This is a genomic window from Herbidospora sakaeratensis (genome assembly GCF_001570525.1).
GTDB lineage: Bacteria > Actinomycetota > Actinomycetes > Streptosporangiales > Streptosporangiaceae > Herbidospora > Herbidospora sakaeratensis.
This window is the reverse complement of sequence record NZ_BBXC01000012.1, coordinates 76,386-89,398: the sequence shown is the minus strand read 5'-3', so window position 1 is coordinate 89,398 and position 13,013 is coordinate 76,386. Positions and strand designations below refer to the sequence as shown.

At 71.8% G+C, this 13,013-nt stretch carries 14 protein-coding genes; 9 read left to right on the top strand and 5 right to left on the bottom strand.

The window, feature by feature from the left end; genetic code table 11:
- Positions 1-178: 178 nt before the first annotated feature.
- From AW271_RS38600 to AW271_RS42870, 3 genes are all read left to right on the top strand, one after another.
- Entirely contained in the window at positions 179-2,356 is a 2,178-nt protein-coding gene (locus AW271_RS38600) for a glycoside hydrolase family 5 protein (RefSeq protein ID WP_062338760.1), read from the top strand.
- Between the two features lie 243 nt (positions 2,357-2,599).
- Complete coding sequence (locus AW271_RS19310; RefSeq protein WP_062338759.1) at positions 2,600-3,559, top strand: ketopantoate reductase family protein; 960 nt, start codon at positions 2,600-2,602, stop codon at positions 3,557-3,559.
- A gap of 85 nt (positions 3,560-3,644) precedes the next feature.
- Positions 3,645-4,739, top strand: a complete 1,095-nt coding sequence (locus AW271_RS42870; protein WP_275935766.1) for a cellulose binding domain-containing protein — start codon at positions 3,645-3,647, stop codon at positions 4,737-4,739.
- A gap of 160 nt (positions 4,740-4,899) precedes the next feature.
- On the opposite strand, the gene AW271_RS19300 is transcribed toward AW271_RS42870, so the two are convergent.
- A complete protein-coding gene (locus tag AW271_RS19300; RefSeq protein ID WP_062338756.1) occupies positions 4,900-5,568 on the bottom strand; it encodes a response regulator in 669 nt (222 codons plus the stop codon).
- Positions 5,569-5,641: 73 nt separating this feature from the next.
- On the opposite strand from AW271_RS19300, the gene AW271_RS19295 reads away from it, so the two are divergent.
- Positions 5,642-5,848, top strand: coding sequence for an EF-hand domain-containing protein (locus tag AW271_RS19295; protein WP_062338754.1), 207 nt, complete (start codon positions 5,642-5,644; stop codon positions 5,846-5,848).
- Positions 5,849-5,912: 64 nt separating this feature from the next.
- On the opposite strand, the gene AW271_RS19290 is transcribed toward AW271_RS19295, so the two are convergent.
- Genes AW271_RS19290 through AW271_RS19275 form a run of 4 tightly spaced genes read right to left on the bottom strand, consistent with a single transcriptional unit; the run spans position 5,913 to position 8,170 of the window.
- Positions 5,913-6,359: an SRPBCC family protein gene (locus AW271_RS19290; protein ID WP_062338753.1), complete on the bottom strand. Its 447-nt coding sequence runs from the start codon at positions 6,357-6,359 to the stop codon at positions 5,913-5,915.
- Complete coding sequence (locus AW271_RS19285; protein ID WP_062338751.1) at positions 6,356-6,694, bottom strand: ArsR/SmtB family transcription factor; 339 nt, start codon at positions 6,692-6,694, stop codon at positions 6,356-6,358. The genes AW271_RS19290 and AW271_RS19285 overlap by 4 nt, the downstream gene beginning before the upstream one ends.
- A gap of 26 nt (positions 6,695-6,720) precedes the next feature.
- Positions 6,721-7,059, bottom strand: coding sequence for a hypothetical protein (locus AW271_RS19280; RefSeq protein ID WP_062338749.1), 339 nt, complete (start codon positions 7,057-7,059; stop codon positions 6,721-6,723).
- Between the two features lie 13 nt (positions 7,060-7,072).
- Entirely contained in the window at positions 7,073-8,170 is a 1,098-nt protein-coding gene (locus AW271_RS19275; protein WP_062338747.1) for an NAD(P)/FAD-dependent oxidoreductase, read from the bottom strand.
- 18 nt (positions 8,171-8,188) lie between these two features.
- On the opposite strand from AW271_RS19275, the gene AW271_RS19270 reads away from it, so the two are divergent.
- The 5 genes from AW271_RS19270 to AW271_RS19250 are packed head-to-tail and all read left to right on the top strand — an operon-like array spanning position 8,189 to position 12,977.
- The gene (locus AW271_RS19270; protein WP_062338745.1) at positions 8,189-8,824 is read left to right on the top strand and encodes a helix-turn-helix domain-containing protein; all 636 of its coding nucleotides are present in this window, start codon (positions 8,189-8,191) and stop codon (positions 8,822-8,824) included.
- 38 nt (positions 8,825-8,862) lie between these two features.
- Complete coding sequence (locus AW271_RS19265; RefSeq protein WP_062339106.1) at positions 8,863-10,020, top strand: homogentisate 1,2-dioxygenase; 1,158 nt, start codon at positions 8,863-8,865, stop codon at positions 10,018-10,020.
- The gene (locus AW271_RS19260; RefSeq protein WP_245653105.1) at positions 10,017-10,763 is read left to right on the top strand and encodes a hypothetical protein; all 747 of its coding nucleotides are present in this window, start codon (positions 10,017-10,019) and stop codon (positions 10,761-10,763) included. The genes AW271_RS19265 and AW271_RS19260 overlap by 4 nt, the downstream gene beginning before the upstream one ends.
- Positions 10,760-11,857 carry a fumarylacetoacetate hydrolase family protein gene (locus tag AW271_RS19255; protein WP_062338743.1) on the top strand — a complete coding sequence of 366 codons (1,098 nt, stop codon included), beginning with the start codon at positions 10,760-10,762 and terminating at the stop codon, positions 11,855-11,857. The genes AW271_RS19260 and AW271_RS19255 overlap by 4 nt, the downstream gene beginning before the upstream one ends.
- 10 nt (positions 11,858-11,867) lie before the next feature.
- The gene (locus AW271_RS19250; RefSeq protein WP_062338741.1) at positions 11,868-12,977 is read left to right on the top strand and encodes a L,D-transpeptidase; all 1,110 of its coding nucleotides are present in this window, start codon (positions 11,868-11,870) and stop codon (positions 12,975-12,977) included.
- Positions 12,978-13,013 lie beyond the last annotated feature (36 nt).

Here is a 13,013-nt window from a genome sequence, read left to right as displayed (position 1 = left end):
ATGATGATGATCAAGATTGCAGTGGAGTGACACTTTTGTAGGCACCTGACCGAAATACCGGGGTCGATACCAATTTGGAGCTATTTAAGGTGATATGGGGAAATCTGACCAGCGAGAACACCCCTAGTCGAGAGGCATGTGGGGCTGGTTGGATCACGGGGTGCCCCGTCATGCCGCCGTGGACCCCACCGCGCTCCGCGCCGCAGGCGCCGGGTCCGCCGTGCTCGCCGGGTTGCTCCTGACCTTGGACCTCGCCGACCCGACGGGGCTGCTCGCCCCCGGCCGGGCCGAGGCCGTGCTGACCGTGACCGCCTTCTTCGGCGGCTCCTACCTGCTGCGGCGGGGCTTCCTGGCCGCCTGGGGCCTGCTGGTGCTGGCCGCCGTCACCGGGCGTTTCCTCGGGACCGTTCCGCTGGGCGAAGGACCGTTCACCACCGCCTGGGCCGCCGGCTTCACCGGCGTCTACCTGGGCGTCCTCTGCTGGCCCGCCGCGATCCCGGCTTGGATCGTGACACGCCGCACCCGCCGGGCGTGGGGGCGGCCGGCGCCCGAGTTCACGGTGATGACGGCGTTCGCGGGTGTCGGCGGGCTGATCGTGCTCGGGCCCGGGTGGTGGACGCACTCGCCCGTCGGATACGCGTTCGGGGGCGGGTGGTGGTTCTTCGCGCCGACCGCCGGGGCCGGGGTCGTCGGCGGGCTGGTCGGCCTCGCGGTGTTCCTCGCCGTCGTCCACCTCGCCTCGGCGCGGTTGGCCGCGGGGCCCGGCCGGTTCGTCGGGTGCTGGCTCGCGTGCCTCTGCGGCGGGCTCTTCCTGGGCTTCGCCCAGAGTGTCGCGGCCCTGTTCGCGTACGGACCCGCCGACGCCCTCTCGGGCGACCCCTGGCCGCTGTTCGCCCTGTTGATCAGGCTGGCGGTGGGGGCCTCCTACGGCGCGGTGATCGGGCTGTTCGCCGCCACGGCCACCATCCTGCTGCCCGGGCGGAGGAAGGCGGCCGTGCCCGTCCTGGCCCTGGCGATGACGCTGGCGCCGGAGGCAAACGCGCTGCCCGACCGGGCCATCACCGACGGCCAGGGCCGCCAGGTGCTGTTACGCGGGGTCGGGGTGAACCAGCTCGTCGACTACTGGAGCGGCGACGCGACCAAGGAGACCGTGCGCCCCCTCACCGACGCCGACTTCCGCCAGATGGCCGCGATGGGCTTCTCGGTGGTCCGGCTGGCCGTCTCGTGGTCGCTGCTCGAACCCACACCCGGCGCCTTCGACGCCGGCTACGTCGCCCGCATCCGCCGGGCCGTCGACCAGGCCGCCGCCAACGACATGGTCACCGTGATCGACCTGCACCAGGACGCCTGGGGCCGGGGCGTCGTCGCCCCGATGGGCTCCACCTGCCCGACCGGTACCACCCCCATGATCGGCTGGGACGGCGCGCCCGGCTGGGCCACCCCGTTCGACGGCAGCAGACGTTGCCAGTTCCTGGTGAAGGAGCTGGCCCCCGTGGTCAACCGGGCCTTCGGCGACTTCTACGCCGACCGCGGCGGCGTGCAGACCCGGCTGGTCGCGACCTGGGGACGGCTGGCCCGGGAGTTCGCCGGCTCGACCGCCGTCGCCGGGTTCGACCTGATGAACAGCCCCGGCCTCGGCGAGACCCCGCCGCTGACCTCCTCGGCCGCGCTCGGCCGCTTCTACGCCCGCGCCGTCGCCGCCATCAGGGAGGCCGAACGCGCGGCGGGCGGCCACCGGCACCTGATCTTCTTCGAGCCCGGCCCGCTGTGGGCGCCCTGGCCCGGCTTCGCCGCCGACCCCCGCCTCGTGCTGGCCGTCAAGCCCGCCGACCTGCCGATCGACCCGGCCCGCGCGGTCGCCCTGTCGGCCCGGATGGCCGACCGCTACGGCACCCCGCTGTGGACCAGCGCGTGGGGCGGGGGGCGGCTGGCGGCGTACGCGAAAGCCGAGGACAGCGCCATGATCGGCGGCGCCTTCTGGGTCTGGAAGCAGGGGTGCGGCGACCCGCACCTGGCCGGCGCCGACCCGGTCACCGCGGGGAACCTGGTGACCGTCGACTGCGCGACCGGCACGGAAAGGGGACCGTCACGCTCCGTGAGCAACGTGGTGAGCAGGGCCTACCCGAGGGCGGTGCCGGGCCGTCTCGCCTCGTTGTGGTCGGATCCGGAGCGTCGCCACCTGCGGCTGACCGGAACCAAGGGGACCGGACGGTGCGATCTCGACGTCTGGGCGCCCGGCCCGGCCCGCCCGTCGGTGACGACCTCGGGCATCTCCAGCGTGGCCTTCCGGCAGGTGCCCGGCGGATGGCGGCTCTCGGGCTGCCCGGCGGGCGACTTCGCGCTGGAGTTGCGCTAGGGCCTGGTCGGTCGGACCTAGGCGGTCGCGGTGACCAGCCAGGCGAGGCCCAGCAGGATGACGACCGGGATCAGCCAGACCACGACCTCGATCGCGAACTCCTTGTACATGAGCCTTCCTTCCGTGCGGTCCGCGGTTTCGTTTGGGCAGCATATTGGGTGACCCGAAATCCGCCGAAGTCAACGTTCCACGGTCACGGTGACAGAACCCTCCGTGACTGTAAAGCCGGGCAGAATCGGGCCTATGCGCTACATCATCATCGGGGCCGGCGGCATCGGGGGCACCATCGGCGCCCGTCTCCACCAGTCCGGCCACGACGTCGTATTGTCCGCCCGAGGGTCTCATCTGGCCGCGCTGCGCTCAACCGGGCTGCGTTTCGTCACTCCCAACGGATCGGAAACACTTCGGATCCCGGCCGTGGGCGGCCCGGCCGACCTGGAGCTGCGCGAGGGCGACGTGCTGGTCGTCGCGACCAAGACCCAGGACACCGCGGCGGCCCTTTCGGCGTGGGCCCCGCACGCCGACGGCCTGCCGGTGGTCTGCGCGCAGAACGCCGTCGAGAACGAGCGCCTCGCCCTGCGGTTGTTCGCCGACGTCTACGGGATGCTGGTCTGGATGCCCGCCCTGCACCTGGAGCCCGGCACGATCGTCGCCTACGGCACCCCCGCCTCCGGCATGCTGCCCGTCGGACGTTATCCACAGGGTGTGGACAAACTGTCCGAGACGATCGCCGCCGACCTCGACCGCAGCGGCTTCGCCTCCTGGGCCGACCCCGCGATCATGCGCTGGAAGTACGGCAAGCTCCTCGGCAACCTCGGCAACGCCGTCGAAGCCCTGGTCGGCCCCGACCCCGCCGGGCTCGACCTGGCCCGGCGGGCCCGCGAGGAGGGCCTCGCGGCGCTGGCCGCCGCCGGCGTCGAGGTGACCACCCCCGAGGAGGAACGCGCCCGGCGCGGGCGCCTGGTCGAGCACGGCGAGATCGAGGGTGTGCCCCGGCCCGGCGGATCGTCGTGGCAGAGCCTGGCCAAGGGCAGCGGCACGATCGAGGCCGACTATCTCAACGGCGAGATCGTGCTGCTCGGCCGCCTCCACGGGGTGGCGACCCCGGTGAACGCCATGCTCCAGCGTGAGGCGAACCACGCGGCCCATGCGTCGCGCCCGCCGGGCTCCTCCTCCGTGGGCGAGTTGACGGCCCTGATCTGAAACGTACATACGTCGCCCCAGGTCAGAGCCCCGGGTCAGAAGAAGTTTCTAGGAGCTGACCGGTTCGTCTTCTTACCATCCGCCCGTGAAGACGTCGAAGATGAGCGCCCTGGTGGCGGCTCTGGTGCTGCTCGCCGCGTTCTTCGTCACGCGGCCCGCCGAGGCGGCCACGGTGCGGATCATGCCCCTGGGCGACTCGATCACCGGTTCTCCCGGCTGCTGGCGGGCCCTGTTGTGGCAACGCCTCCAGCAGACGGGTTACACCTCCGTCGACATGGTCGGCACGCTCGGCCCGCAGGGCTGCGGTTTCAGTTACGACGGCGACAACGAGGGCCACGGCGGCTACCTGGTGACCAACGTGGCGGCGCAGAACCAGCTCGTCGGCTGGCTGAACGCCACCAGCCCCGACATCGTGCTCATGCACTTCGGCACCAACGACGTCTGGAGCAACCGCTCGACCCAGCAGATCCTCGACGCCTACTCGACCCTGGTCACCCAGATGCGGGCCAAGAACCCCGCGATGAAGATCCTGGTCGCCAAGATCATTCCGATGAACCCGTCGACCTGCGGCGAGTGCGCTCAGCGCACGGTCAACCTGAACAACGCGATCCCCGCCTGGGCCGCCGCCCGCACCACGGCCCAGTCCCCGATCGTGGTCGTCGACCAGTGGACGAACTTCAGCACCGCCGCCGACACCTACGACGGCGTGCACCCGAACGCGGCGGGCGACCAGAAGATGGCCAACGCCTGGTACCCGGCCCTGACCGCCGCCATCAACGGCACCACCCCGTCCCCCACCCCCACTCCCACGCCGTCACCGACCCCTTCTCCGTCGCCCTCGCCTTCTCCGTCGCCCTCGCCGTCGCCCTCGCCGCAGCCCGGCGGATGCACGGCGACCTACACGCCGGGCGGCCAGTGGGGCGGCGGCTTCCAGGGCGAGGTCGTCGTCAAGGCGGGCAACACGGCGATCACCGCGTGGACGGTCCGGTGGACCTTCGCCAACGGCCAGCAGATCACCCAGCTCTGGAACGGCTCCCACACCCAGTCGGGCGGCCAGGTGACGGTCCGCAACGCCGTCTACAACGGCAGCCTGGGCGCGGGCGCCACCGCCACCTTCGGCTTCCTCGGCTCCTGGAACGGCACCAACACCGCCCCCGTGCCCACCTGCACGGCCGGCTGACCCCCTCGCGGACCCGCCCCGGGAACGGCCCCGCGAGGTGCTACGAAGCCCGGTCGCGCCTACCCCCCTGGGCGCGGCCGGGCTTTGCACTGCCGGATGACCACAAGCGGCACGGTCGCGGGACCTGGCAACCGGCCGGGCGCGGGCGCTCCGGCGGTGTCTACGGCTGGAAGCGGTAGCCCATGCCCGGTTCGGTGACCAGGTGGATCGGGTGGGCGGGGTCGGACTCCAGCTTGCGGCGGAGCTGGGCGAAGTACTGGCGCAGGTAGTGGGTCTCCTTGAGGTAGGCCGGGCCCCACACCTCGGTCAGCAGTTGGCGCTGGCTGATCAGCTTGCCGGGGTTGCGGACCAGGATCTCCAGGAGGTGCCACTCGGTGGGCGTGAGCCGCACCCCGCCCGAGATGGTCTTGTCGGACAGGTCGACCACGTGGTCGCCGATCTTCACCGTCACCGGTTCGGCGCCGGCCGAGGCGCTGCGGCGGGTGACCGCGCGGATGCGGGCCAGGAGCTCGTCGATGCCGAAGGGCTTGGTCACGTAGTCGTCGGCGCCCGCGTCGAGGGCGCCGACCTTGTCGAGGCTGCCCGACCGGCCCGACAGCACGATGATCGGCACCTTCGTCCAGCCGCGCAGGCCGTGGATGACCTCGACCCCGTCAAGGTCGGGCAGGCCGAGGTCCAGCACGACCAGGTCGGGGTGCCAGTCGGCGGCCAGGCGCAGCGCGGCGGCGCCGTCGGCCGCCACGGCCACGTCGTACTCGCGGGCCGCCAGGTTGATCCGCAGCGCGCGCAGCAGCTGGGGCTCATCGTCGACAACGAGGATCCGCGTCATGAATGCGAGGCTACGCCGCTCTTGGGAAGAGATATCCCGCTAGGGTGCTGATCGCGTATCTGAGGAGGAAATCATGAGCGAGTACGCTCCCACCTTCGCCCTCGTCGACGCCGATGGCGACGGCCTCATCTCGGCCGAGGAGCTGACCCGCCTGGCGGATCTGCTCGGCCAGCCCCTCGGTGAGGCGGGCGCCGCCGCGGTGATCGCCAAGGTCGACGGCGACGGCGACGGCCTGATCAACCTGTCGGAGTTCGGCAACTGGCTGGAGTCCTCCCGCTAGGCGCAGAGCGACGACTCGGCCGGGGTGCGGGCGATCGTTCACCCCGGCTTCTTCATGCCCGCGATCAGTCGAGGTCGGCGAGGATCTCTCCGAGGCGGCGGGTGACCATGCCGCGCCAGCCGCCGCCCATGATGGTCCGGGCCTGCGTCTGCAGCGGGTCGTCGGGGTCGAAGCCCTCGTGGGTGAGGAAGAGGCGGGTGCCCCGGCCCTCCGCGACCAGCGTCCAGGTGATGGTCCAGCCGGTCTTCCCGGGTGCGGCGGCGTCGTCCCAGCCGATGCGCAGCATGCGCAGGGGTTCGAAGGCCAGCACCTCGGCCCGCACCAGCCCCGAGAAGCCGGTGGCCGGGATGGCGCGGGTCTCCATGGTGTAGCGGTGGCCGACCTCCAGCCGGAAGTCGCCGGGCATGAGCCACTTGGCGATCAGGTCGGGCTCGGTGAGCACCCGCCACACCTTCGCGGGCGGATGCGCCAGGAACTGGTCGACCTTGATCGTGGTCAGATCGTCGTTCACGACTCGTCACCGTCCAGGGAGTCGAGCACGCCGCCGATCGCGGTGAGCCGGTCGCGCCAGAAGCGTTCGAACGGGTTGAGCCATTCCTGGACCTCGTAGAGCGCCGCGCCCTCCAGGCGGTAGAGCCGCTGACGGCCGGCGCGGGACTCGCTGACCAGACCGGCCTCGCGCAGCACGCGCAGGTGTTCGGAGAAGCTCGGGCGGGCCATGTCGAAGTGGGCGGCGAGATCGGTGACCGGCTGCGGGCCCGCGTCGCGCAGGAGCCGCAGCACCTCCCGGCGGACGGGGCTGGCCAACGCGGCGAACACCCGTTCCTCGCCTGACAAGATGTGCATGTCAGACACTATACGTAGGAAATCTCCTACTTGTCGACGGCGTCCTGCGGAGCGACGGCGCAGCCCTCGCCCGCGCACTCCTGGTCCTCCTCCCGGTAGCCCCGGGGGAAGGGCGAGGTCCCGTCGCCCAGCTGGCCGCCGTCACCGGCCGGACAGCCGCCCTCGCAGACCAGGTCGACCTCCGGGGCCTCCATGGGGGTCGCCCCCTCCAGGCCGGGCGAGATCGCGGGCGCGACGGGGGCCGCCGACGCGGTCAGGACCGCCGCGGCCAGCACGGCCACGACGATCCTGCCGAGCAGCGACGCCGCCCGGCCGGACCTGTCCCCTTCGACCGCGATCTCCTCGGTCGCCCCGAAATCCGCCATGCCGGGCAGTAGATCACGTCTCGCCGCTGGTCCGCAGGCCGCGCGCGTTTTCCCTCGGGTGGAGGCCGAACCGGGGATCGATCGCCGCCTCGCCGTTCAGGACCGAGGTCACGTACGACGCCAGGACCGGCGCGTGCTTGAAGCCGTGGCCGCTGTCGCCGCCCAGCACCCAGACGCCGTCGTCGACCTCGGCGATGACCCACTCGCCGTCGGGGGTGAGGGCGTACTGGCAGACCTGGGTGAGGCCCAGCGGGACCTCGGCCAGCGAGGGGAACCGGCGGGCCAGGTAGTCGCGGGCCCGTTGCTCGCTCGCGGCCAGGATCTCGCCGCGCGGCGAGTCCGGGTCGAAGCCGGGTTCCCCCTCGACGTCGCTGGTGATCTTCATGCCGTGGCCGCCGACGTCGCCGTGGCCGTAGGCGGAGCCGCTGTAGTCGCAGAACGCGGGCACGCCGGTCCAGCCGGCGGCGAAGTGGGTGGTGTCCTGGCGGGTGACCGTGATCGGCAGGCCCTCGAACAGGCCGGGCAACCAGGCCCCGCAGGCCCAGACGACCTGGTCGGCGGTCAGGCGCTCGCCGTCGACGACGACCCCGCGCCCGGCGGGCCTGGCCGTGCCCCTGAGCAGGGTCACCCCGGCGTCCTGGGCCAGGCCGGTCGTCACCTCGGTCGCGCGCCGGGCCCTGACCACGCCCGCCTCCGGTTCGTAGAGGACCGTGGCCAGGTCGTCGTGGCGCATCTCGGGGTAGAACCTCGCCGCTTCGGCGGGGTCGAGCAACGTGCAGGGGATGCCGAGGGTTCTCAGGACCTCGGCGCTGCGCAGTTCCCAGCCGTCGGCCTCGCGGCCGAACCACATCACCCCCTGTGGCAGGAAGATCTGCTCGCCCGTCCGCTCGTTGAGGGCCAGCCACTCGCGGGTCGACTCCCAGGCCATCCGCGAATAGAACTCCGACGTCCCGTGGGCCGAGCGCACCAGGCGGGTCTCCCCGGCGCTGGCCCGGCGGGGGTCGTCTCCGTCGAGGCGCTCGATGAGGGTCACCCGGCGGCCCGACTCCGCCAGCCGGAGGGCCAGTGACGCACCCCAGATCCCCGCGCCCACCACAATCACGTTCTGCACCGTTTCATAATCGTCCCCATGGCTGTTGAGTCGGCACAGACCCTTGAGCGCGGGCTGAGACTGCTCCGTCTCCTCGCGGAGACCCCCACCGGGATGACCCCGACGGAGCTGGCCGCCGCGCTGGCCGTCAGCCGGCCCGTCGTCTACCGGCTGATCGCCTCGTTGCAGAACGAGGGGTTCGCGCGGCGCGACGCCGCCGGGCGGGTGCTGCTCGGGTTCGGGGTGGTCAAGCTGGCCCAGGCGGTCCAGCCGTTGCTGATGGCGACGGCCGTGCCGGCGCTGCGGCGGCTGGCGGAGGCGTCGGGGGCGACCGCCCACCTGACCGTGGCCGAGGGCGGCGAGGGGCTGGCCATCGCGGTGGTCGAGCCGTCGTGGACGAATCTCCACGTCGCCTACCGGGCAGGATCCCGTCATCCGCTGTCGAAGGGGGCCGCGGGGCTGGCCATCCTCTCCTTGCGGGAGGGCAAGCCGCGTGTTCAGGCCACCGAGGGGCAGCTTCAGGAGGGAGCCCGCGGGGTGGCCGCGCCGATCACGGGGCTCGAGTGGCTGGAGGCGTCGGTCGGGATCATCTCGTTCGGCGATCTCGACGTCTCGGTCGCGGGGCCGCTCGTGTCGGAGGCCGCCAAGGAGCTCGGGGAGGCGCTTGACGTATAGTGGACGTCAGCGTCCGGTATGCGTACAGGGAGGCGACGATGCCGCACTATCGCACCGTGGGAGAGGTTCCCCGGAAACGTCACGTCCAGTTCCGCCGTCCGGACGGCGGGCTCTACGCCGAAGAGCTGATGGGCGAGGAGGGCTTCTCCTCCGACGCCTCGCTGCTCTACCACCGCTACGCCCCCACGGCCATCACCAAGGCCGAGGCCGTGCAGAACGGCTACCGCGCCCTCGAACCCAACCTGCCGCTGTCACCGCGCCACTTCCGCACGCAGGACCTCGCCCCCGAGGGCGACCTCGTCTCGGGGCGGCGGCTGCTGGCGGGCAACGGCGACGTCCGGCTCGGCTACGCCGCCACCGACCGGCCCAGCGAGCTCTACCGCAACTCGATGGGCGACGAGTGCGTCTACGTCAAGTCGGGGCGGGCCCGGTTCGAGTCGGCCTACGGGGCGCTCGACGTCGGCGAGGGCGACTACGTCGTCATCCCGACCGGGACCATCCACCGCTGGGTGCCCTCCGGCCCCGTCGAGGCCCTCACGATCGAGGCGTCGGGCCACATCCGGCCGCCGAAACGCTACCTCTCCCAGTTCGGCCAGTTCCTGGAGCACGCCCCCTACTCCGAACGCGATCTTCGCGCGCCGACCGAGCCGCTGATCGTCGAAGGGGAGGACGTCCCGGTCCTGGTCCGCACCCGTGGCGGCCTCACCCGGCTCACCTACCGCAACCACCCGTTCGACGTGGTCGGCTGGGACGGGTGCCTCTACCCGTACGTGTTCAACATCGCCGACTTCGAGCCCGTGGTGAAGAAGACCCACGCGCCGCCGCCCGTGCACCAGACGTTCGAGGGGCCGGGCTTCGTGGTGTGCTCGTTCTGCCCCCGGCCGCTCGACTTCCATCCCGAGGCGGTGCCGATCCCGTACAACCACCACAACGTCGACTCCGACGAGTTCATGTTCTACGTCGGCGGCGACTACTCGGCGCGGGCCGGCTCGGGCATCGACGTCGGGTCGGTGTCACTGCACCCGGCCGGGTTCACCCACGGGCCGCAGCCCGGCGCGGTCGAGGCGATCATCGCCTCGGGGGCCACGCAGACCTCCGAGCTGGCCGTGATGGTCGACACGTTCCGGCCGCTCGACCTCGGGCCCGGCGCGCTGGCCTGCGAAGACGGCGACTACGCCTGGACCTGGGCCCGGTGAGCCCGCTGTTTTCCGCCCTCGTCGACGACGCGGGGCTGTTCCCGCCGACCTCGTTGCCGATGGCCGAGGCGCTGGCCCGCCACGACGACGACCGGGCCGCCGGCAGCCGGGTGCTCACCCACCGGTTCCTGTGCCTGGCCAGCCGCCTCCACGAGATCACCACGCCCCGGCCGGAGAAGATCGGGGTGATCGTGGACGATCCCGCGGTCGAGCTGCCGGAGGTCGATCTCATCGAGGTGCGGCTGGGCAAGCCGGTGCCCCGGTCCGACGCCCGGTTGTTCGTCGAGGTGACCGCCGACGAGCTCGACGGGCTCGACGCCGTCGCGCATCCGCATCCCTCGACCGGGGCCGGGTTCAAGATCAGGTGCGGCGGGCTCACCCGGGAGGCGTTCCCCTCCCCCGAGGAGGTCGCCCGCTTCATCACGTTCTGCGCCCGAAGCGGCATCCCGTTCAAGGCGACCGCCGGGCTGCACCACGCCGTCCGGCACTACGACCCCGCGCTGGGCGTCTGGCGGCACGGGTTCCTCAACCTGCTGCTCGCCACCCACGCCGCCCTCCACGGGGGTGACCCGCTGCCGGTGCTGGCCTCGACCGACGCGGATCGGCTGGCGCGTCAGGCGGTGGCCGTACCGGACGGAGAAGCGGTGAGAACCCGGGAGACCTTCGTCTCCTACGGCTCCTGCAGCACCTCCCAACCCCTCAATGACCTGCGGGAACTCGGCCTGATCGGAGAAGACGCGTGAGTTTCGGGCTCGACAACCTCCCCTACGGCGTCTTCTCCGTCGACGGCGGGCCGCCCCGCGTCGGGGTGCGCTACGGCGACCAGGTCGTCGACCTGGCGCCCCTGCTCGGCGACGACGTGTTCCGGGAACCGAACCTCAACCCGTTCATGGCCCGCGGGCGCGGCGCGTGGCGGGCCACCCGGGGCCGCGTCCAGGACCTGCTCGCCGACGACCGCGGCGCCGGGCACCTGATCCCCCTCGACCGGGTACGGCTCCACCTCCCCATCGACGTGGCCGACTACGTCGACTTCTACGCCTCCCTCGAACACGCCTCCAACCTGGGCCGCATGTTCCGCCCCGACGAGGAGCCGCTGAAGCCCAACTGGCGGCACCTGCCCGTCGGCTACCACGGGCGGGCCGGCACGGTCGTCGTCTCGGGCACCGACATCCGCCGCCCCTGCGGCCAGCGGCCGTCGTTCGGCCCGTCGGCCAAGCTCGACATCGAGGCCGAAGTCGGCTTCGTGGTCGGCGCCGGCACCGAGTTGTGCCAGCGGGCGGGCGCGTTCGACGAGCACGTCTTCGGGGTCGTGCTGGTCAACGACTGGAGCGCCCGTGACATCCAGGCCTGGGAGTACGTCCCCCTCGGCCCCTTCCTCGGCAAGTCGTTCGCCACCTCGATCTCCGCCTGGGTGACCCCCCTCGACGCCCTCGACCACGCCCGCGTCGGCGGCCGCGAGCAGGACCCCGCGCCGCTCGACTACCTGCGCCGCAACGCCGAATGGGGCCTCGACCTCGCCCTCGAAGTGCGGCTGAACGACGAGGTCGTCTCCACCCCGCCCTACCGCGACATGTACTGGACCCCCGACCAGATGCTCGCCCACCTGACCGTCAACGGCGCGTCGTTGCGCACCGGCGACCTCTACGCCAGCGGCACCGTCTCGGGCGAGGACTCCCCCGGATCGTTCATCGAGCTCACCTGGAACGGCACCCGGCCGATGAAGAGCGGCCAGTCGTTCCTCGAAGACGGCGACACGGTCACCATCACCGCCACGACCCCGTCAGGGCTGTCCCTCGGGGAGGTAACCGGGCGCATCCTGCCCGCTACCGTTCGGTAGCGTTGGCGCGGTGCCGCGCCTCTTCTGCCTGCTCACGGCCCTGACCACGCTCGTCTCCTGCTCTCCCGTGACCGCCCTGACGCCCGTCGGCGTCGCGATCTCCCCCGCCCTGGGCGAGAAGCGGGCGGTCCCCGACCGGGGCCTGACGATCAGGGCGCTCGGCGGCACGCTGAGGTCGGTCACCGTGACCGCGGCCGGCCTCCCGGTCCCCGGCGCCTACAGCCGCGACCGCACCGAATGGCGCTCGTCGTGGTCGCTGCGCCCCGGCGCCGACCACCTCGTCACCGCCGTCACCACCGACCGCCGCGTCAGCGGCCGTTTCCGCACCCTCACGGCCACCCCCGCCACACCCCCCAAGGTCGACCCGCTGCCCGGCGAGACCGTCGGCGTCGGCATGCCGATCGTGGTCGAGTTCAAGGTGCCCGTCCCCGACCGCGCGGCCGTCGAGCGCGTCTTCGAGGTCGTGCCCGACCGCCCCGTCGAGGGCGGCTGGCACTGGTTCTCCGACACCCAGGCCGTCTGGCGCCCCCGCCACCACTGGCAACCCGGCACCCGGGTCAGGTTCACCGCCCACCTCACGGGCCTGCGCTTCGCTCCAGGTGTGTACGGCACCACCGACCCCTCGGCCAACTTCGTCATCGGCCGCCACATGAGCAGTCACATCGACACCGCCAACCACCGCATGACCGTGCACCGCGACGGCGTGCTCGCCCAGGAGATGGCGATCAGCGCCGGCATGGCCACCACCAGGGAATACACCACGACCAGCGGCGTCCACCTGACGATGGAGAAGAAGGAGAAGGTCCGCATGGTCTCCCCCCGGCGCAAACCGGGCGACCCCGAGTACTACGACCTGATGATCGACCACGCCGTCCGCATCTCCAACAGCGGCGAGTACGTCCACGCCAAGGACAACACCTGGGCCCAGGGCCGGCTGAACGTCAGCCACGGCTGCGTCAACGCCCGCCCCGACCAGGCGAAGTGGTTCTTCGACAACTCCCTGCGGGGCGACCCGGTGGTCATCGTCGGAACGGACAGACCACTCGAACCGGCCAACGGGTGGGGATTCTGGCAACTTGCCTGGAACGCATGGAAGGCGGGCAGCGCTCTGGCTCCCTGACGGGTAGGTTGATATGAGGAACCCCCTATAGATAGG

Coding starts and splice junctions, on each gene's coding strand:
- AW271_RS19310 (WP_062338759.1), top strand. CDS start 2,600: ATGCGCTACATCATCATCGGGGCCGGCGGCATCGGGGGCACCATCGGC.
- AW271_RS19300 (WP_062338756.1), bottom strand. CDS start 5,568: ATGACGCGGATCCTCGTTGTCGACGATGAGCCCCAGCTGCTGCGCGCG.
- AW271_RS19295 (WP_062338754.1), top strand. CDS start 5,642: ATGAGCGAGTACGCTCCCACCTTCGCCCTCGTCGACGCCGATGGCGAC.
- AW271_RS19285 (WP_062338751.1), bottom strand. CDS start 6,694: ATGCACATCTTGTCAGGCGAGGAACGGGTGTTCGCCGCGTTGGCCAGC.
- AW271_RS19280 (WP_062338749.1), bottom strand. CDS start 7,059: ATGGCGGATTTCGGGGCGACCGAGGAGATCGCGGTCGAAGGGGACAGG.
- AW271_RS19270 (WP_062338745.1), top strand. CDS start 8,189: ATGGCTGTTGAGTCGGCACAGACCCTTGAGCGCGGGCTGAGACTGCTC.
- AW271_RS19265 (WP_062339106.1), top strand. CDS start 8,863: ATGCCGCACTATCGCACCGTGGGAGAGGTTCCCCGGAAACGTCACGTC.